The 20,883-nt window shown below is 68.4% G+C and carries 14 protein-coding genes; 12 read left to right on the top strand and 2 right to left on the bottom strand.

The window, feature by feature from the left end:
- Positions 1-348: 348 nt before the first annotated feature.
- From BLU54_RS22275 to BLU54_RS22240, 8 genes are all read left to right on the top strand, one after another.
- Entirely contained in the window at positions 349-1,152 is an 804-nt protein-coding gene (locus BLU54_RS22275; RefSeq protein WP_091913256.1) for a MetQ/NlpA family ABC transporter substrate-binding protein, read from the top strand.
- A gap of 337 nt (positions 1,153-1,489) precedes the next feature.
- A complete protein-coding gene (locus tag BLU54_RS22270) occupies positions 1,490-2,266 on the top strand; it encodes an amino acid ABC transporter substrate-binding protein (protein WP_091913253.1) in 777 nt (258 codons plus the stop codon).
- A gap of 465 nt (positions 2,267-2,731) precedes the next feature.
- Positions 2,732-3,412, top strand: coding sequence for an amino acid ABC transporter permease (locus BLU54_RS22265; protein ID WP_091913337.1), 681 nt, complete (start codon positions 2,732-2,734; stop codon positions 3,410-3,412).
- A gap of 4 nt (positions 3,413-3,416) precedes the next feature.
- Positions 3,417-4,190, top strand: a complete 774-nt coding sequence (locus BLU54_RS22260) for an amino acid ABC transporter ATP-binding protein (protein WP_091913251.1) — start codon at positions 3,417-3,419, stop codon at positions 4,188-4,190.
- Positions 4,191-4,847: 657 nt separating this feature from the next.
- Positions 4,848-6,755, top strand: a complete 1,908-nt coding sequence (locus BLU54_RS22255) for an EAL domain-containing protein (RefSeq protein WP_170845268.1) — start codon at positions 4,848-4,850, stop codon at positions 6,753-6,755.
- 106 nt (positions 6,756-6,861) lie between these two features.
- Positions 6,862-8,031: an MFS transporter gene (locus BLU54_RS22250; RefSeq protein ID WP_091913247.1), complete on the top strand. Its 1,170-nt coding sequence runs from the start codon at positions 6,862-6,864 to the stop codon at positions 8,029-8,031.
- A gap of 36 nt (positions 8,032-8,067) precedes the next feature.
- A complete protein-coding gene (locus BLU54_RS22245) occupies positions 8,068-8,727 on the top strand; it encodes a DUF1345 domain-containing protein (protein WP_091913245.1) in 660 nt (219 codons plus the stop codon).
- A gap of 351 nt (positions 8,728-9,078) precedes the next feature.
- Entirely contained in the window at positions 9,079-9,723 is a 645-nt protein-coding gene (locus BLU54_RS22240; RefSeq protein ID WP_091913243.1) for a VC0807 family protein, read from the top strand.
- 169 nt (positions 9,724-9,892) lie between these two features.
- Here the strand turns inward: BLU54_RS22240 and BLU54_RS22235 are convergent, their stop codons facing one another.
- Together BLU54_RS22235 and BLU54_RS22230 are read right to left on the bottom strand one after the other, a co-directional pair.
- Positions 9,893-11,485 carry an acyl-CoA synthetase gene (locus BLU54_RS22235; protein ID WP_091913241.1) on the bottom strand — a complete coding sequence of 531 codons (1,593 nt, stop codon included), beginning with the start codon at positions 11,483-11,485 and terminating at the stop codon, positions 9,893-9,895.
- 43 nt (positions 11,486-11,528) lie between these two features.
- Positions 11,529-12,695: an acetyl-CoA acetyltransferase gene (locus tag BLU54_RS22230; RefSeq protein ID WP_091913239.1), complete on the bottom strand. Its 1,167-nt coding sequence runs from the start codon at positions 12,693-12,695 to the stop codon at positions 11,529-11,531.
- 345 nt (positions 12,696-13,040) lie between these two features.
- Here BLU54_RS22230 and BLU54_RS22225 point away from each other — a divergent pair, with 345 nt between their 5' ends.
- From BLU54_RS22225 to ppc, 4 genes are all read left to right on the top strand, one after another.
- Positions 13,041-14,723, top strand: a complete 1,683-nt coding sequence (locus BLU54_RS22225) for a methyl-accepting chemotaxis protein (RefSeq protein WP_091913237.1) — start codon at positions 13,041-13,043, stop codon at positions 14,721-14,723.
- 377 nt (positions 14,724-15,100) lie between these two features.
- Positions 15,101-15,940: an IclR family transcriptional regulator gene (locus BLU54_RS22220; protein WP_091913235.1), complete on the top strand. Its 840-nt coding sequence runs from the start codon at positions 15,101-15,103 to the stop codon at positions 15,938-15,940.
- A 153-nt stretch (positions 15,941-16,093) separates the two neighbouring features.
- Positions 16,094-17,863: a D-lactate dehydrogenase gene (dld, locus tag BLU54_RS22215; RefSeq protein ID WP_091913233.1), complete on the top strand. Its 1,770-nt coding sequence runs from the start codon at positions 16,094-16,096 to the stop codon at positions 17,861-17,863.
- Positions 17,864-17,944: 81 nt separating this feature from the next.
- Complete coding sequence (gene ppc / locus BLU54_RS22210) at positions 17,945-20,881, top strand: phosphoenolpyruvate carboxylase (RefSeq protein WP_091913230.1); 2,937 nt, start codon at positions 17,945-17,947, stop codon at positions 20,879-20,881.
- Positions 20,882-20,883: the final 2 nt, after the last annotated feature.

The following is a 20,883-nucleotide window of genomic DNA, read 5'->3' as shown; positions in this document are numbered from 1 at the left end:
GTAGTGCTGTAGTGCTGTAGTGCTGTAGTGCTGTAGCGCTGTAGCGCCGTAGTGCTGTAGTGCTGTAGTGCTGTGGCTGCTGGCGGCGCCGGAGGCCTTGGCGGACGCGCCCGGCAAAGCGGCCGGTTGCCACCCGGTCTGGCGTCGTGCCGGCGCGCGGCCGCTGCCTCGATCAAGACGGCCCCGCGCCGGCGTCGAGGCTGGTCAATGCCTGGAATCGTGCGCGGATGCCGCACGCCGCGACCCCTACGCTGTTCACTAAGTTAATGACTTTTCGTGCGTTGCCGGGCCGCCGGCGGGTTGCTATCCTCGGTCGCTGTCAAGCTTTCAATAATCCAAGGAGTCAACATGATCGGACACGTCAAACGGGCATTGGTCGCGGCAGTCGCCGTCGTCGGCTTTGGCGCGCTTGCCTCGCAGGCCTCGGCCGAGACCTTGAAGATCGGCGCGTCGGCCGTACCGCACGCCGAGATTCTGAACTTCGTGAAACCGAAGCTCGCCTCCGAAGGCGTGACGCTGCAGATCGTCGAATTCTCCGACTACGTGCAGCCGAACGCGGCGCTGGCCGACAAGCAGCTCGATGCGAACTTCTTCCAGCACAAGCCGTATCTGGACTCGTTCAACAAGAATCACGGCACCAACATCGTGCCAGTGCCGAACGGCAATGTGCACATCGAGCCGTTCGGTGTCTATTCGCGCAAGGTCAAGGATCTGAAAACGCTGAAGGACGGCGCGACGGTTGCGATCCCGAACGACCCGTCGAACGGCGGCCGGGCTCTGCTGCTGCTGCAGAAGGCCGGCTTGCTCAAGCTGAAGGATCCCAGCAACCTGCTGGCGACGCCGCTGGACGTCAGTCAGAACCCGAAGCACCTGAAGTTCCGCGAACTCGAAGCCGCGCAGTTGCCGCGCGCCCTTGACGACGTGGATATTGCCCTGATCAACACGAACTATGCGCTGCAGGCGGGCCTGAATCCGACGCGCGATGCGCTGCTGATCGAGAGCAAGGACTCGCCTTACGCGAACTTCATCGCGGCGCGGCCGGATAACGCCAATTCGCCGGCGCTGCGCAAGCTGGTGAACGCGCTGCACACGCCGGAAACCCGTCAGTTCATCGTCGACAAGTACAAGGGCGCAATCGTCCCGGCCTTCTGAGCCACCGCCTGACGCGGCGTCGAGACCGCGAACGGTCCGCTCCGCTTTGCGGACCGTCGCCGAGCGCGGTGCTTGCGGACCGTTCCGACCGGCGCCGCCGCCCGCACGAAACGGCCATGCCCGACACGCGCCGTTCGTGCGCCCTCCTGCACCCGCATAATGCCGCGGAGCGGGTCCGGCACCCGCCCCGGCGAATCGCTATGATGGTGACATAGCCGTCGACGCGCTTGCCCCCTCGGCAGCCGACGCCGACCGTCCCGGCACGGCGCGCGCGACGTCTTCCGGCAGCGACGGCAATGAACTCACGCCACAACCCCGCACAACGATCCCAGTCAAAATGAAACCGTTCCGCTCCCTACTGCTGCTCGGCCTGCTGCAGGCCGCCTTCATCACGTCGGCAGTCGCCGCCGACGGACTTGCCCAGATCAAATCGGCCGGCGTCTTCAAGATCGGCACCGAAGGCACCTACGCGCCCTTCACTTACCATGACGCGTCGAACCAACTGACCGGCTTCGACGTCGAGATCGGACGCGCGATCGCCCAGCGCCTTGGCGTCAAGGCGGAGTTCGTCGAAGGCAAGTGGGATGGCCTGATTGCGGGCCTGGACGCGAACCGCTACGACGCGGTGATCAACGAGGTGGCGATCACCGACGCGCGCAAGGCGAAGTACGACTTCTCCGACCCGTACATCGTTTCGCATCCGGTGCTGATCGTCGGCTCGGACAACACGACGATCAAGTCGTTCGACGACCTGAAAGGGAAGAAGTCGGCGAACACGTTGACCAGCAACCTCGGCCGGATCGCCAGCGAACATGGCGCCCAGGTGGTGCCGGTGCAGGGATTCAATGAATCGATCGACCTGCTGCTGTCGCGACGCGTCGATGCCACCGTCAATGACAGCCTGTCGTTCCTGGACTTCAAGAAACACAAGCCGGACGCGAAGGTGAAGGTCGTCGCCACCGAGACCGCCGGCGGCGACCATTCGGCCGTGCTGCTGCGCAAGGGCAATCCCGAGCTGGTGGCGGCGGTCAACAAGGCGCTGGCCGACCTGAAGGCCGACGGCACGTATCGCAAGATCTCCGAGAAGTACTTCGGCCGCGACGTGTCGAAGTAAGCACGCGCGTCCTCGCAACCGACCCGGCCGCGCGGCGCTGGCTAGCCGGTCGGGCCGCGCTTCATCGCTGCGGCGACGCGCAGGGCGCGCCACCGCTGCCCGTACCCTGCGTGGCGCACCACCTGCCGCACCGCCCGCCGCCAGGACCGCACGGTTGTGGTTGTGCGGGTGCTCGCCGACGCCGCGCCCGTACGTTGCGTCGCCCGCCGTCGTTGCCGACTTGCCGTCCAGCCACCCGGCCCGTTGACCCGACAAGGCCGGCACGACCGACGCGACGAGGCTGGCAGGGCCGGCCCTGGCCGCCGTTCGCGCGGCCTGCCGAATCAAGCGGCCACGCCGCCGCGCGTGTCGATTCGCCGCGACACTTCACAGATCGTCAACCAGCGCATTCATCGACCAAGCGCGACTGCGCGCGACACAGTACGATGAAGCGGCGCTTGCCCCACTCATTTCAGGATGTCCTTCATGCCCGCATGGCTGACTCTGATGCGCGAGTCGTTCTGGCCCCTGCTGCAGGCCGGTCTCGCCTTCACCGTGCCGCTCGCACTGGTTTCGTTCGCGCTCGGCCTGACGCTGGCCTTCCTGGTGGCGTTGGGCCGGCTGTACGGTCCGCGCTGGCTGGTCCAGGTGCTGCGCTTCTACGTCTGGCTGATCCGCGGTTCGCCACTGCTGGTGCAGCTGTTTCTGATTTTCTATGGCTTGCCGAGCGTCGGCATCGTGCTCGATCCGCTGACCGCGGCGGTGATCGGCTTTACGCTCAACGTCGGCGCGTACAACTCCGAGGTCATCCGCGGCGTGATCGAGTCGATCCCACGGGGCCAGTGGGAAGCCGCCTATTCGATCGGCATGACGCGTTCGCAGGCCCTGCGTCGCGCGATCCTGCCGCAAGCCATGCGCGTGGCGTTGCCGCCGCTCTCGAACGCATTCATCTCGCTGGTCAAGGACACTTCGCTGGCCGCCGTGCTGACCGTGCCCGAGATCTTCCAGGCCGCGCAGCGCATCGCCGCGGTCACCTACGAACCGCTGGTCCTCTATACCGAAGCGGCGCTGATCTACCTCGTGTTCAGCTCGGTCCTGTCGTCCGCTCAGGCGCGGCTGGAAAAGCGCTTCGGCCAGCATGCCCGTTTCTCCCGATCCTACAGCTGAAGCGATGATCCGACTCGAACACATCGACAAGCGCTTCGGCGACCACCACGTGCTCAAGTCGATCGACCTGGCGCTCGCGGAGAACAGCGTAACCGCGTTGATCGGCCCCTCGGGCAGCGGCAAGAGCACCTTGCTGCGTTGCGTGAACCTGCTGGAAGTGCCGGACGCCGGCCGTCTCGTGCTGGGCAGCACGGCCCTCACGCTGGTGCCCGGCAAGGCCCCGGCGCGCGAGTCGGTGCAGGCGATCCGACGCAAGACAGGCATGGTCTTCCAGAATTTCCAGCTGTTTCCGCATCTGAGCGTGGTGGCGAACGTGATGGAGGGGCTGGTCACGGTGCAGCGCTGGGATCGGCCACGCGCGCGCAAGCGCGCACTGGAACTGCTCGACCGCGTCGGCATTGCGGACAAGGCCGATGCGTGGCCGACGACGCTCTCGGGTGGCCAGCAACAACGCGTGGCGATTGCGCGTGCACTGGCGCCGTCGCCGCAAATTCTGTTGTGCGATGAACCCACTTCGGCGCTGGATCCCGGGCTGGCCGCCGAGGTGGTCGAGGTGTTGCGTTCGTTGGCGGCAGAGGGAACGACGATGCTGATGGCCACGCACGACCTTCGGCTGGCCGCCACGATCGCGCGCGAAGTGGTGTTCCTCAGTGACGGCGAAATCGTCGAGTCGGGCACGCCTCGCGATGTTTTCACGCGCCCCCGCGAGCCACGCACGGCGTCGTTCGTGGCGACCATCACCCAGGGTTTGCCCGAAGACTGGAAACGGCCTGCCTGAGCACTAGACACTGAGCACTAGACACTGAGCACTGGACACCGCGCCGAGCACCGCGTCGACGCACGTGGCGCGTGCTGCGGCAGGCCGCTACCCCGGCGCGCGTCCGGGGATCGAAGGCGGATCGCGAAGTACCCAGCGCATAACGTGCGGCGCCGCGCTTTGCTCAGCATAGCTTGCGATATGATGGCTGCCGGCAATGCGCCCCCGCGCGGACGCGTCCGCGCGGGGCGGGGGAGAGCGGCATAGGAATGCGCTCCTCATACGGCCGACCGGCAGCCTGCCGCGCCGTCGTTGCGGCCACGTCCGTGACGCCAAGTCCGTGACGCCCAGGCCATGGCGTCCATACCGTTGACCGGGCAACCGAAAACGCGCGTCGCGCGGCGGTGACTTCCGGGCAACCGGTCAAACGGTTGCTGTCGACTTGCCGGTTCGTTACGGCGTTGTGCTGTTCGACCGGTGCTTGGCGTATGCTTCGTAGACCGTAGCGCCACCTCACGCAGGGCCGCGCCGATTCCGCCTTCGCCTGAGCATATTGGTCTGCGCGTGTTGGTCTCCACGTCTTGGTCCTGGCGTGTTCCACCATGCGCGCGCGGCCAGCACGCGTTACGGCAGGCGCCGCGGACCGCGTGCGCGAAGGCCGAATCACCGGAGTTCTCCTTGGAAAGGCATGACCATCCCTTGAGTACGCAGGCGGAGGGACGCGTGCTCGGCCAGCTCGCGCGGCCTGGCCGCTGGCTTGTGCTGCCCGCCGTGGTCGGCGCAGTGCTGGCGCTGGCGCTGGCTGTGCTCGTCACCGCATGGACCGGCCAGCGCAATCTGGCGTCCGCCGCACGCCAGGCGCTGCAGGTGCAGAACGAACGGACCGCGGAGTTGCGAGCCCTGTTCAACGCCCTGGACCAATGGACCGGCACGCCGTGCACGCCGGAGCATCTGACCGCGATGCGGACCTTGTTTCTGCGGATCGGACCGGTGCTGGACATCGCTTACCACCAGCGCGGCCACATGCGGTGCTCGACCACGCTGGGTACGTCGATCCGGTCCCTGCCGCCGATCGCCCCCGGCGAGCGACGTCTCGACGCACAGCTGGCGATTCGCGACGGGGTGCGGCCATCGTTCGCGCCCGAGGTCGTGACCTCGCAACTGTCGAACGAGCATTACTCGGTGCTGATCGAGGGCGCGAAAATCACCGATGGCGCCAGACGGGCGTTGGCCCGAAGCGTGTCCGGCGGCGCGTGGATCGGCTTGAGCTGGGCCGATGCAAGCGGGCATCCGACCGACGTCGGCACGGAGATCGATGCGGCCGGCGTCGGTGGTACCGTCACCCACTCGCCGGCGTCGCTGCGGGCATCACTATGTGCCGGTCCCGATGGGCTGTGCGCCACTGTCGTCGAGCCGCCCGCCGCGTGGCTGGGCCGCGCGGCCGCTGCGCTCGGTGCGGCGGCGCTCGCCGGCGCGCTGGCCGCCGCCCTGCTCGCCGCTGGCTGGCGCGCGCGCCGCTTCCGCGCCACCGCGCTCGACCGTCGGCTGACCGAGGCGCTGCGCGAGCGGGCGTTCACACTGCACTACCAACCGATCGCCGACTGCATCGATGGCCGCGTCGTCGGCGCCGAGGCCCTGATTCGCTGGACACCGCGCGATGGCAAGCCGGTGCCGCCCGACGTCTTCATTCCGGTGATCGAAGCGATGGGCCGCATCGGCGAAGTGTCCTGCTTCGTCGTCGAACAGGTCGGCCGCGAACTCGGCGGCTTCCTGCGCGACCGTCCCGGCTTCTCGATCAGCGTCAACGTCCATCCGGCCGACCTGGCCAGCCAGACGTTCCACGCCTGCCTGCGGACCTGCCTGGAACGGCACGGGCTGGCGCCTCGGCAGCTGTCCCTGGAACTGACCGAGCGCCAGCCGGTGACGCTGGACGCGGAGCTGGACGGCATGCAACGGCTAGCCGCGCGGGGACACCAGTTCTACCTGGACGACTTCGGCACCGGACATTCGAACATCGTCCGCCTCGACGCAATGCCGGTGCACCGCGTCAAGCTGGACCGACACTTCACCGCATCGGTCGGCGCGGCGGGCGCCCGCAACCCGATCGTCGAATCGACGCTGGAAATGATCCGCGAGACCGGCCGTGACGTCGTCGTCGAAGGTATCGAAACCAGCGATCAGGCCAGCTATTTCGCGCTGCGCGGCGTGCGGCTGATGCAGGGGTGGTGGATCGGGCGGCCCGTACCGGCGGCGCAATTCATGCCGCTGGCGGATCGGCCCACCCCGGTCGCCACGGTGCCGGACGCCGCCACCGTGACCGCGGCGACCGAGCGGAGCGGTCCGAAGCGGCGCTCGCCGGGACAGGCTGGCCGGCAGGCGGACGAGCGGCTTGGCGTCACGTCAGGCGCCCAGCTAGCCGCTCAGGCAGGGGCTCAGGCAGGGGCTCAGACAGGCCCCCAGACCGGCGCCGAGACTGGTGCGCAGGCCGACGCGCGCGCGGCCGACGGTGCCGGCTGTGCCGACAGTGCAGGCCCGGGCGGCGCGATTGCGGCCGGCGCGCACGCCGTCGTCGGCCCGCAGACCTGAGACGGCTCGCGCGAGCTGGCCGCCGCGCGTGCCGGCCGCGCCTGTGCAATGCTTGCGCGCAACGCCGCTTGCCCGCATCCTAGTCGTTTGGCCCGTCCTTCGTTTCATGCAATCCGATCCATCGCTTCAATCCGTCCCAAACACGATTGCCGTCTCGCAACAGCGCGCGACCCGCGTGATCTTCCTGGCCGCCGGCCTCTCGATGGCGACCTGGGCGCCGCTGGTGCCGTTCGCGAAAGCCCGGCTGAACATCGACGACGGCGTGCTCGGCCTGCTGCTGCTGTGCCTCGGCGGCGGCTCGATCGTCACGATGCCGCTGGCCGGCGCGCTGGCGGCACGCGTCGGCTGCCGTGCCATCATTGCCGGCGCCACCGCCCTGATCTGTGTCGCGCTGCCGGCGCTCGGCGGCGTCGCAGCCACGCCGTTGCTGGTCGCGGCGCTGCTGGTATTCGGCGCCGGCATGGGCGCGATCGACGTCGCGATGAACATCCAGGCGATCCAGGTCGAGCGCGCCAGTGGCCGCGCGATGATGTCCGGCTTCCATGGCCTGTTCAGCCTCGGGGGCATCGTCGGCGCGGGCGCGGTCAGTGCCTTGCTCGCGTTGGGTGCCTCGGCCCTGCAGGCCGCCGTCGCGATGGCCGCATGCACCGCCGCGCTGTTCCTGCTCGCGCGCCCTCACCTGCTGGCCAATGGCAGGGCGGAGGGCGGCGCACCCGCTTTCGCGCTGCCGCATGGGCCGGTGTTGCTGCTCGGCGCGCTGTGCTTCGTGGTTTTTCTCACCGAAGGCTCGGTGCTCGACTGGAGCGCGCTGTTCCTCGGCAGCGAACGCGGCGTGCCGCCAGCGCTGGCGGGTCTGGGCTATGCCGCGTTCTCCGCGACCATGACGGTCGGACGCCTGACCGGCGATCGGGTCGTGCATCGCTTCGGCGGCAGTCGCGTGGTCCTGGCCGGCGGCGTGGTGGCCGCGCTCGGCATGGCGTTGGTCGTTGCCGTGCCCGCCTGGCAGGCGGGGCTGGCGGGCTATGCGCTGGTGGGCGCGGGTTGTTCGAATATCGTCCCGGTGCTGTTCACCGCGGTCGGCCGCCAGCGCGCGATGCCGGAGAGCACCGCCGTGCCTGCGATGACCACGCTCGGCTACGCCGGCTTGCTGGTCGGGCCGGCCGGCATCGGTTTCGTCGCGCACGCGCTGGATCTGCGCGCCGCCTTCGTGTTGACGCTGGTCCTCCTGCTCGGTGTCGCCGCCTGCGCACGGCTCCTGCCGTCCGGCCGCGACTGAGTCCGCCCGTCCGCCACCCACCCGCCGCCCTCGCCGATGCGCCTCGTCCGCCACCTGTTCCGCTACCACTCGCCGCTGTTGGTCGCGGCCACCGCCGGCGCGCTGGCGAGCGCCCTGCTGCCCGACCGCATGGAGACGGTGACGCGTGCGCTGATCGGCTGGACGCTCTGCGCGTGGCTGTATCTCGGAGTCGCGTGGTTCACGATGGCGCGCGCCTCGGCCACCGACGTGCACACGCTGGCCCGGCGCGAAGACGAGAGCGCGGGCACGTTGCTGGTGGTGATCGTGGCGGCAAGCTTCGCGAGCGTTGCGGCGATCATTCACGAACTGGCCCGCGCCAAGGGCGGACTCTCGCCGGGCATGCGTGTCGAGCACGTGGCGCTGTCGGTAACCACGCTGCTTGGCGGCTGGCTGCTGCTGCCGACGCTCTTCACGCGGCACTACGCGCGACTGCATTTCGCGTCGGTCGACGCCACCGGCGAAGGCCTGCGGTTTCCGGATGAGAAGGTGAAGCCGAACTATTGGGACTTTGCCTACTTCGCGTTCACCATTGCGGTGGCCTCGCAGACCGCGGACGTCTCGATCGCTTCGCCGCGAATGCGACGAACCGTGCTGTGTCAGTCGGTGCTGTCGTTCTTCTTCAATCTGGCGGTGCTCGGCCTGTCGGTCAATATCGTTGCCGGACTGTTCGGCTGACCTCGCCCGATGCCGTCGGCCGGCGACGACGGTCGGCTCGGCCGTGCATCAGTGCACGCCACGTGCGGCATCCGTACGTATTCTGGACGTGCTCGGGACGTGCTCGGGACGTGTTCCTGACGCATTTCCGACCCGCACCGCTCGTCTTCCGGCCGCGCTCGCGCGATGATTCGGCATTGGCATCGCACACGCGGTGACGACGCGCCGCCGACGTCGTTGCATCAACGCCCTTGCACGCCGGGCCCGCGTCCCACCTTGTCGCCGCCCTGTCGCTGCCTTGTCGCCGCCCTGTCGCCGCCTTGTCGCCGCCTTGTCGCCGCCTCTCCCGTCGGCATTCAATCTCTCGCGATCATGAAACCACGCCGTGGACTGCTGCTCGAAGTGCTGGTCAATTTCGGCCTGCCATGGCTGCTCTACAAGCTGGCCGTTGGTCCGCTCGGCAGCCGTGATGCATTGCTGCTCTCGGCGTTGCCGCCGGTGCTGTGGGCGATCTGGGAATTCGCGCGCAACCGGCGGCTCGATGCGCTCAGCGCGCTCGTCGTGATCGGCATCGCGGCGTCGCTGCTGGCCCTGGCACTGGGCGGCAGCCCACGCCTGCTGCTGATGCGCGAGTCGCTCGCGTCCGGCGCGATCGGCCTCGCCTTCCTCCTGTCGCTGATGATGCCGCGCCCGCTGGTCTTCCATCTTGGGCGGGCCACCGTGGCGCGCGAGATGGACGGCGGCGCGGCCCGGTTCGAGCAGTTGTGGGATGCCCAGCCGGGTTTCAGGCGGTCGATCCGGCTGATGACGCTGGTCTGGGGAATCGGCCTGACCGGCGAGAACCTGCTGCGCGCGTGGCTGGCGTGGCACTGGCCCGTGGACCGCTATCTGGCCGTGTCGCCAGCGATCTCGTACGGCATCTACGGTGCGCTTGCGTGGTGGACGCTGTGGTATCGCCGGCGCATGAAACACAAACACACGGTGGCGACCGCGCGGCGGCCCCACTCGATACGCTGACACGCTGACACGCTGAAGCCGAGGCAAGTCGGCGGCATCATGCACCACGGCCTGCGGCCACGTGCGGCCACTGTTCGCCGCCCGCGACAATGGCTCCGCGTCATGCGGACGGTGCGTTGGCGGCCGTCGCGCAGCCCCCGCGTGATGCGCTGGCGCGGGGGACGGCGCGTCAGGCCGGCTCGACCTGCTGCGCCGGCTGCTCGGTCTCGTTGAGCAAGGCACGAATGTCCTTCTTCGTGATCTTGCCATAGGCCGACTTCGGCAATGCGTCCCAGAACACGAAGCGCTTCGGCCACTTGTAGCGCGCGAGGCGCGGCGCCAGATGATCGAGCAGGGTCTGCTCGTCCGGCTGGGCGGCGCCCTCCCGGCAGACGACGACCGCGACGCCAGCCTCGCCCCACTTCGGATCGGGCATGCCGAGCACCGCGACCTCGCGAACCGCGTCGTGCATCAGCAATGCTTCCTCGACCTCGCGCGGATAGACATTCGAGCCGCCCGAAATGTACATGTCGGACTCGCGGCCGGTGATGTAAAGGAAGCCCTCGCGATCCAGATGGCCCAGGTCGCCGGTGTGGAACCAGCCGTGCTTGAACGCCTTCTCGTTCGCTTTCTCGTTGTTGTCGTAGCCGATGAACACGGCCGGGCCGCGCACGCAGATCTCGCCGGTCTCGAACGGCGCGAGACGCTGGCCAGCCGCGTCGAGGATTGCGATGTCGATGCCCGTGCGCGCGTAGCCGCAGCTTCCAACCCGGCCGAACGACGCGTCGTCCTCGTCGTGCAGCCAGGGCGGCAGCACGGTGATGTTGCCGGTCACTTCTCCAAGTCCGTAGTACTGCACGAGCACGCGCCCGAGCTTGCGCAATGCATGCTTCTGATCGGCGCGGTACATCGGGGCCCCGGCGTAGATCACGTATTTCAGCGAGCTGTGGTCGTAGCGATCCACCGCCGCATCCTCGGTCAGCATTTTCACGATGGTCGGGACCGTGAACATGTTGTCGACGCGATGCGCTTCGACCAGCGCCCACGCTTCGTCGGCGTCGAGGCGCTCGCCGCCGGGCAGCACGCTCGCGGCGCCGCGCGCGGCATTGACGATCGCGTGGATGCCGGCGCCGTGCGACAGCGGCGCAACCACCAGCGAGCGCGACTCGTGGGTCACGCCGGGCATCAGGTCCGCCAGATGATTGTTGACCACGAAGGCCATCTGGCCATGGGTCAGCGTGCCCGCCTTCGGCAGCCCGGTGGTGCCCGACGTGTAGAAGAACCAGAGCGGATCGTCCCGGTCGACCTCGGCGGACGCGAACGGCTGCTCGCGACGGGCCGCGGCCAACGTCTCGTACGCGTGTTCGCCGTCCCGCGGCGTGCCGATCGCCAGCACGTGCTTGAGCGCCGGCGACGCTGCCCGGACCGCATCCACGTACGGTTCGAAACCCCGGTCGTAGATCATCACGCTGGCGCCGCTGGAGCTGCCCAGGTAGGCGGCCTCCGGCGGGGCGATGCGGAAATTGGTCGGCACCCACACCGCGCCGAGCTTGAACGCGACCCAGGCGCTTTCGAACAGCGGCAGGTTGTTGCGCGAGTGGACCAGGATGCGGTCGCCCTTGCCGACGCCGAGCTCGCGCAGCGCGCCCGCCACGGCGTCGACGCGCTGGTTGATCTCGGCCCAGGTATGGCTGCGCTCGCGCAGGATGAAGCCGGGCGCATCGCCGAGCCGGCGGGCGTTGTTGCTCAGCAGATCGCCGAGATTCATGACGGTGGTCAGCATCGTGTCTCCTTTTTCGTGGTCGTGGGCCGCATCGCCTGGGGCCTTACTGGCGGCGCTCGAGCACGCTCAGATAGTTGGTCACCGCGGCGCCGCCCATGTTGAACACGCCCGCCAGCCGCGCGTCCGGAACCTGCATGTCGCCCGCCTCGCCGGCCAGCTGCATCGCGGCCATCACGTGCATCGATACGCCGGTTGCGCCGATCGGATGCCCCTTCGATTTGAGACCACCCGACGGGTTGATTGGCAGGCGGCCATCCTTGCGGCTCACGCCGTCGAGGATCACCTTGGCGCCCTGACCACGCTCGGCCAGGCCCATCGCTTCGTATTCGATCAGTTCCGCGATCGTGAAGCAGTCGTGGGTCTCGACCAACGACAGATCGTCCAGCGTCAGTTTCGCGTCGGCCAGCCCGCGCTGCCACGCGATGCGCGCGCCCGCGAATTCGGTCGGGTCGCGGCGCGACAGGGGCAGAAAATCGCTGATCTGCACGGCGCTGCGGAAGGCGATCGAACGCGCCGCCTCGCGCGCCAGATCGTCCGACACGATGATCAGCGCGGCGGCGCCGTCCGAGATCAGCGAGCAATCGGTCCGCTTGAGCGGGCCCGCCACGATCGGGTTCTTTTCCGACGGCGTGCGGCAGAAGTCGTAGCCGAAATCGCGGCGCATGTGCGCATACGGATTGGCGACGCCGTTCGCATGATTCTTCGCGGCGATCGCGGCAAGCGCATCCGACTGATCGCCGTAGCGATCGAAGTAGGCCTGCGCGATGCCGCCGAAGATGCCCGCGAAGCCGCCCGGCACGCCGGCTTCCTCCTTCGCGTACGAGCACTTCTGCAGGATCTCGCCGACCGTCGCGGTCGGTTGGCTGCTCATCTTCTCCACGCCGATTACCAGCGCGCAGCGCGAGCGCCCGGCGGCGATCGCGTCGAGTGCCGAGTACACGGCCGCCGAGCCGGTTGCGCAGGCGTTCTCGCAACGCACGGTGCTGGCAAAGCGCAATTCGGGCAAGGCGTTGAACACCAACGCCGAAGGAAAGTCCTGATAGTTGAAGCCGCCGTTGAAATGTCCGACGTGGACCGAATCGACCTGCGTGGCGTCGATGCCCGCATGGGACAGCGCCTCGCTCGCGGTGCGCGCGATCATGTCCTCGACTTCCAGCGCGTCGATCTTGCCGAAGGGCAGATGGCTCCAACCGATGATTGATGCACTCATGTTCGCTCCCGGATGCGAAGCTCGCTCGCATCGTTTTATATTGTGAACCCTAGGATCACTGCATTTCTCGATTAGAAACCAATAACCGCAACGTTTCAACGTCTGCAATCCAATACCAAGGGAAAACCATTGGATCAAATTGTGGACCGTCTGAGAGATTCTCTGCCGAGCCGTGGCCAGCCACCCGCGCGCGGCCAGGCGCGCGGGTCGGCAGGGCCGCCGCGACGGCGTGCCACCGCACTGCGCCCTGGCCGCTCAAGATTTGCCCGGCGCGACCGTTGACCATGGAACAACCATGCGGCGCGGTCACGCCACCCGTGCGCGCCGTCTCCAAGGGGATCACCTATGGAAACAGGAGCCGTACCACGCGCAGTCCTGGGTGTGCACGCCAACGCGGCGCCATCGCCGCGCAACACGCGATGGCGCCGCGGACTGTCCGTGCGCCTCTCGGTAAAGACCACGTTGCGCCTGGCGTTCGCGATTCTGTTGTGCGGCGCGCTGGCGATCGGGGGTTTCGCGCTGTGGCAGATCGACCGCCTGAGCCTGTCGGCGCAGTCGATCTACGATCACGGCCACGTGGCCAGCCGTGCGGCCGAACAGGCGCGCGGCTATCTGTTGCGCGCCAGCCGCTCGCAGAAGATGTTGGTCACCGCGACGACCGCGAAGGAACGCGACGAACTGGCGGCCGACATCGAGCGCGATCTGGACGGCCTGTCAGAAGCCTTGACGACGCTGCGCCGATACTCCGGCGCGACAGGGCGGGCCGGCACCTCGGCCGGCGATGGGGACGCGCTGCAACGCGCCTTCGCGTCGGCAGTCGCGACATGGCGCGACAATCTGCGGGCGTTCGTCAAGCTGGTCAGGGAACAACCGCTCGATCCGTCGCAGATGAGCTGGCGAGTCGGCACCCAGGACGTCTCGCTGCTGGTCGAGACCGGCAAGCTGGAAAAGCGCGTCGACGAGTTGGTGACACGCAGCGGCGCCACCGCCAGAACGACGATGGAAGCCTCGATGTCGATCTTTCGCACGTCCTTCCTGCTGATCGCGGCCATCACCGCCGCGCTGATCGTCGGCGCCCTGGTGGTCAGTGAATGGGTCGTGCGGCGCCTGACCGCGCAACTGGGCGGCGAGCCGGTCCACGCGATGGAAATCGCGCGGCGGATCGCCGGCGGTGAGCTGGACCGGCCGATCGGCCTGCGGCGCGGCGACAGTTCGAGCCTGCTTCATGCGCTGAGCGAAATGCAGCGCGGTCTGTCGGTCATGGTCGGCGAAGTGGCGAGCAGCGCCGAAGCCATCGCGGCCGCCTCGGGCGAGATCTCGGCCGGCAACCTGGACCTGTCGCGGCGCACCGAGGAACAGGCGGTGTCGCTGGAACGCACGGCCAGCAGCATGGCGCAGTTGACCACCACCGTTCGGCAGAACGCGGACCACGCGCGGGAGGCGAGCCGGCTCGCCGAAAACGCCTCGGCCATTGCACAGCGGGGTGGTACCGCGGTGGCGCGGGTGGTCGCGACGATGGGCGACATCAGCCAGAGCGCACACAGCATCGCCGACATCACCGGCGTCATCGAAGGCATCGCGTTCCAGACCAACATCCTTGCCCTGAACGCGGCGGTCGAAGCGGCGCGCGCCGGCGAGGAAGGACGCGGCTTCTCGGTGGTTGCCGGCGAAGTCCGCTCGCTGGCGCAGCGCAGCGCGGCGGCCGCGAAAGAGATCAAAACCTTGATCGACGCATCGCTCGCACGCACCGACGCAGGCGGCGCGCTCGCCCAGGAAGCCGGCGATACGATGCATGAAGTCGTCGACGCGACGCGACGGGTCACCGAGATCATCGCCGCGATCTCGTCCGCCTCGGCCGAACAAAGCGCCGGCATCGAGGGAATGGGTCATGCAGTGGCGCAGATGGACGCGAGCACGCAGCAGAACGCCGCCCTGGTCGAGCAGGCCAGTGCCGCCGCGCGGTCGCTCGACGACCAGACCCAGGCGCTGAAACGTCTGTTTTCCCGCTTCCGACTGGCTCGCGCCTGAGCGGCAACGGTCGCGCGCACCGCGCCGGCGGCGCGCGCCAGACAGGAGCCCGCCACGCCTACTCTCGCAGCCCCCGCCGGGGCGAGGCCCGCGAGTGCTCCGAGTGCCGCCGCCGGGCATCGGCGCGGCGCGCAGCCGGCGTGACCGATGACCGGTTTCCTGCCGTGCGGTCGCGCGCCTCGCCGTTCCGACGGGCGCGGCAGCGCGGCCGCCATGGCCGCGCTGATCAAGCGCTGGCGCGGCCCGCGCGGCTTCCGGCAACGCCAATGTTGTATTACAGTGTGAGCCGATTCACCTACGCCACGGTCGGCGCCCGACGTACGCGATGCCTGATGGCTGATCGTTTCGCTCGGTCCCGCGCTCCACGGAACGCTCTCATGGCTTCACAGTATGGACCCCAGGACGCGGCCAGTGAAGCCGTGCCGGGCACGCAGGCGGTGGCGCGCGCGTTTCGCGTGCTACGGGCCGTTGCGCGCAGCCGCGCCGCCGGCATCAGCCTGGCGCAGGTCACCCGCGAGACCCAACTGAACAAGGCCACCGCGCATCGGCTGCTGCTGGCGCTAATCGCGGAGGGGATGATCGAACAGGACCGGCAGAGCCTGCGCTATTTCGTCGGTCCCGAATGCCAGGTCCTGGGCAGCATCGCAAACGAGCGCTTCGGTCTCGGACGCGCGACCGGCGACGCCGTCGCCCGGCTTGCACATGCATGCGGCGATTCCGCGTTCTTCTCGGTGCGCAGCGATGTCTTCGCGGTCTGCGTGAGCCGCGCCGACGGCGATTTCCCGTTGAAAACGCACGTGCTGATGCCGGGCACGCGTCATCCGCTGGGCGTGGGCGCCGGCAGTCTGGCGATGCTCGCGGCATTGGACGACGAGGACATCGAACGCTGCCTGAATGCCAATCGCGCGCTGCTCGACAGCACCTACCCAACGTTTGCTCCGGACACGCTGCGCGCGGCGGTTGCGCAGACGCGCGCGCGCGGCTACTCGGTCAACGAGGGCGGCGTCGTGGCAGGTTCGTGGGGCGTGGGCGTCGCCGTGCACTCGCCGCAAGGCGAGGTGGTCGGTGCCCTGAGCATTGCCGCGGTCGAATCCCGTCTGCCGGCCGCGCGCCAGGTCGAGCTCGGCAAGCAGTTGCAGGACGAGGCGCAGCGTCTCGAAACCCGCTTGCGCGAAGCCGCGGCCGTGCGCGCCGAGCCGACGCCGCGCAAGCGCTGACGCGTGCGCGGGCGCCGCTCCGTCGGTCCGGCAGCCCGTCGGCCGCAAACTTCCGCGGCGCGCCATGTTTGCGCCGCGCCGTTAATTCGGTAAAGTCGCGCAGCCTGCCCGTGCAACGCTGCGCATCGCTTCCCTTCCCGTCAAACGATCGCCATGTCGAGTTCCTCCGCCTCTTCCCGCACCCTCCCCGCCGAGCAACGGCGGCGGCAACTCATCACCGACCTGCAGGCCATCGTCGGCAATAGCTGGGTGTTGACCGCGGACGAGGCGACGCGCCGCTACCGTACCGGCTTCCGCTTCGGCAGCGGCAAGACCGTCGCGGTGATCCGGCCAGGCAGTCTGGTCGAACAATGGCGCGTGCTGCAGGCCTGCGTCGCCGCCAACGTCATCGTCATCATGCAGGCGGCGAACACGGGATTGACCGGCGGCTCGACGCCCGATGGCGACGACTACGACCGCGACGTCGTCATCATCAATACCTTGCGCATGAAAAAGCTGCACGTGATCGATGAAGGCCGGCAGGTGATCTGCTTCCCAGGCGCGACGCTGGATCAGCTTGAGCAAACGCTGAAGCCGCTGGGCCGCGAGCCGCACTCGGTGATCGGCTCGTCGTGCATCGGCGCCTCGGTGTTCGGCGGCGTGTGCAACAACTCGGGCGGCTCGCTGGTGCAACGGGGTCCGGCCTACACGGAAATGGCGCTGTTCGCGCAACTCGACGAACACCATCAGCTTCACCTGGTCAACCATCTTGGCGTACGCCTGAGCGGCACGCCGGAAGAAGTGCTGGATCGTCTCGAACGTCACGTCTACACCGACGACGACATCGAGCATGGCGCCGGCGCCGCGTCCGACCGCGAGTATGCGCAGCACGTGCGCGACGTCGACGCCGATACGCCGGCCCGCTTCAACGCCGATCCGCGCCGCCTGTACGAAACCTCGGGCTGCGCGGGCAAGCTGATGCTGTTCGCGGTGCGTCTCGACACCTTCCCGATGGAAAAGGGCGCGAAAGTGTTCTACATCGGCACCAACGATGCCGGCGACCTGACCGAGATCCGCCGTCACGTCCTCGCCCACTTCCAGCACGTGCCGATCGCGGGGGAATACCTGCATCGCGACGCGTTCGACATCGCGGACGTGTACGGCAAGGACACCTTCTTGCTGATCGATCGGCTCGGCACCGCGCGACTGCCCTCGATCTTCTCGGCCAAGAGCCGCGTCGACGCGTTCTGCGATCGGCTCGGCTTCCTGCCGGCGAACCTCAGCGACCGCGTGATGCAGGCGCTCAGCCGCCTGTTTCCAGACCACCTGCCGCCGCGCATCCGCGAGTTCCGGGCCCGCTATGAACATCATCTGCTGCTCAAGGTGAGCGCCGCGTCGGCCGACGAGACCCGGGCCTTTCTCGCCGAGCAGGCCGGGCGCGGCGGTGCCGCCTACTTCGAATGCAGCGACGACGAGGGGCGCAAGGCGTTCCTACTGCGCTTCGCCGCGGCGGGCGCCGCGGTGCGCTATCGCAACGTCCACGCGCGCGAGGTGGAGGACATCGTGGCGCTCGACATCGCGCTGCGCCGCAACGACCGCGACTGGCTCGAAACGCTCCCGCCCGAAATGGACCGCGACATCTCGATCAAGATGTATTACGGTCACTTCTTCTGCCATGTCTTCCACCAGGACTACATCGCGAGGAAAGGCGTCGACTGCCTGGCGCTCGAACACGCGATGTGGCGCCTGCTCGACGAGCGCGGCGCGGAATACCCGGCCGAGCACAACGTCGGCCATCTGTACGAGGCCAAGCCGGCGTTGCGCGACTTCTACCGCAAGCTGGACCCGTGCAACTGCTTCAATCCGGGCATCGGCAAGACACCGCGGTTCAGCCACTGGGTCGACCAGGCGGCGGCCGAACAGGCCGCGACCGCGGCCGAATGAACCGTACGCCGGCCGCTGCGCCGGCGCAGCCACTCGAACCGCTGGCGCGCGTGCGCGGCCGGCCCAAGCGAAGGAGGCGGCATGACCGCGATGGACGAACACGAGCGCTCGCACGGCGAACGCGCACACCAGGCGCTGCGCGAGGACGTGCGCATGCTGGGCAAGATGCTTGGCGACGTGCTGCAGGCCCAGGAAGGCATGCAGACCTTCGGCATCGTCGAGGACATTCGTCAGCTTGCCGTGCGCTTCGCGCGTGACGCGGATGGCGAGGCGCGCGCGCGGCTGGACGCCCTGCTCAACGGACTCGAAGGCGCTGCATTGCAGACCGTGGTGCGGGCCTACAGCTACTTCCTGCTGCTCAGCAACATCGCCGAGGACCAGCACCAGATCGATCTGAGCCGTCAGGCGGAGATGCGCGGCGATCCCCCCGGCGAAGGCAATCTGCAGGCGGAATGGCCGCGCCTGGCCGAGCGCGGTCTGAGCCCCACCGACGTGCGGTCCTTCTTCGAGCACGCACTGATCGCACCGGTGCTGACCGCCCACCCCACCGAGGTGAAGCGCCGGTCGATCCTGGAGTGCGAACGCAATATCGCGCACTTGCTGCGGGTGCGCGCCCGGCAGACACTGACGCCCGAGGAGGCCGAGGAAAATCGCGCCGAGCTCGCGCGCAATGTGCTCACGCTATGGCACACGCGCATGCTGCGGCCGACCAAGCTCGCGGTGACCGACGAGGTGAAAAACGGCATCAGCCACTTCCAGGACACGTTCTTCTCCGAACTGCCGCGCATGTACCGTCGCATCGAGCATTGGCTCGCCACGATCGAACAGCAAGACGGCGGCGCACCCGGCGACGCGAAGGCTGGCGCCGGCGACGGCGCGCGCCTGCCAGCCTTCATGCAGATCGGCTCGTGGATCGGCGGCGACCGCGACGGCAATCCGTTCGTCACCGCCGAAGTGCTCGACGAGACGTTTCGTCTGCAGTCCGCGGCGCTGCTGCGGCTGTACGAACGGGAGTGCTACGCGCTCAACATCGCCCTGCCGCTCTCGACGTCGCTGCGGGCCGCGACACCCGGCCTGCTGGCGTTGGCCGAGCGCTCCGGCGACACGTCTCCGCACCGTGAGGACGAACCGTACCGCCGCGCGCTGATCGGCATCGAGGCGCGGGTTCGCGCGACCGCGCTGGCCCACGCGGAACGCGTCGGCGAAACCGGCGGCCGGCCGGCCGCCGAGCGCAGCCGCGCCGCCGACGGAGCCGCGCCCTATCCGGACGCGGCGGCGCTGCGCGCTGATCTCGTCTGTGTCGCCGATTCGCTGCGCCAGCAGGGCTGCGACGACCTGGCCAACGGCCGTCTCGGCGATCTGATCCGGGCAGTCGAAGTATTCGGGCTGCATCTGGCGACAATCGACCTGCGGCAGAACGCCGAGGTGCACGAGGCCACCGTCGCCGAATTGCTGGCCCGCGCCGGGCGCGCCGACGACTACGCCGCGCTGCCCGAGGACGCGCGCGTGGCCTTGCTGACCGAGGAACTGGCCACGCCCCGTCCGCTCTGGTCGCCGTATCTCGATTACTCGGCGCAGACGCAAGGTGAGTTGCGCATCTTCTTCACCGCGCGCTGGCTGCGCGAGCGCTTCGGCGAGGCGGCGATCCGCCACGCGATCATCTCCAAGAGCACCAGCGTCTCGGACATGCTCGAACTGGCGTTGCTGCTGAAGGAGGCGGGCCTGTTGCTGCCGGCGGAGGCGGCGCACGCGACACGAACCGGCGCGGCGGCCAATGCGGGCGAAAGTAGCGAAGGTGATGGAAGTGGCGAAAGCGGCGACCTGCGCGCCGGTGGACCGAGGCTGGCGCTCGACATCGTGCCGCTCTTCGAAACAATCGACGATCTGCGCCACGCCGGCCAGGTGATGGAAGCGCTGTTCTCGCTGCCGCTCTATCGCGCGCTGCTGCGCTCCACCGGCGACCGGCAGGAAGTGATGCTCGGCTACTCCGACAGCAACAAGGACGGCGGCTTCCTGACCTCTGGATGGGAGCTGTATCAGGCGGAGAAAGACCTGATCGCGGTATGCGCCCGTCACGGCGTCGGCCTGCGCCTGTTCCACGGCCGCGGCGGTTCGGTGGGCCGCGGCGGCGGCTCCAGCTATCAGGCGATCGTCGCGCAACCGGCGCGCACCGTCGACGGACAGATCCGCATCACCGAACAGGGCGAGGTCATCGCATCGAAGTACGCGACCGCCTACATGGGCCGGCGCAATCTCGAAACGATTGTCGCCGCCACCCTGCGGGCAAGCCTCGGCGACGGTCGCGACGCGCCCGCCGACGAGCCGCGCTACTGCGAGGTGATGGCCGAACTCTCCGAGCTGGCCTACCGCGCGTATCGCGAACTGGTCTACGAAACGCCGGGCTTCGTTGCCTATTTCCGCGAGTCGACGCCGCTCGCCGAGATCGCCGACCTGAACATCGGCAGCCGGCCGGCGGCGCGCAAGCCGGGCGTGCGCATCGACGACCTGCGCGCGATACCGTGGGTGTTCTCGTGGTCGCAATGCCGGCTGATGCTGCCCGGCTGGTATGGCTTCGGCACCGCGCTCGAACGGTGGCTGACAGCCAACCCCGACGGCATGGCCACGCTGCATGCGATGAACCGGGAATGGCCGTTCCTGCAGATGCTGCTCGGCAATATGGAGATGGTGATGAGCAAGAGCGATCTGGGCATCGCGTCGCGCTACGCCGAACTGGTCGAGGACGTGGAACTGCGCGAGCGGATCTTCGGCACCATCCGCGACGAGTGGCAGCGCACGCACCGACTGTTGCTCGCCGTGCTCGAACAGGACGCGCTGCTCGCCACCAAGCCGGCGCTGCGCCGCTCGCTGCGGCAACGGCTGCCGTACATGGACCCGTTGAACCACCTGCAGGTCGAGTTGCTGCGCCGCTACCGCAGCGACGATCGCACGGCGGAAACGCAGCGGGCGATCTATCAGACGATCAACGGCCTGGCCCAGGGACTGCGCAACAGCGGTTGACC

Source organism: Chitinasiproducens palmae (assembly GCF_900095735.1).
GTDB lineage: Bacteria > Pseudomonadota > Gammaproteobacteria > Burkholderiales > Burkholderiaceae > Chitinasiproducens > Chitinasiproducens palmae.
This window is presented reverse-complemented; position numbering and strand designations above follow the sequence as displayed.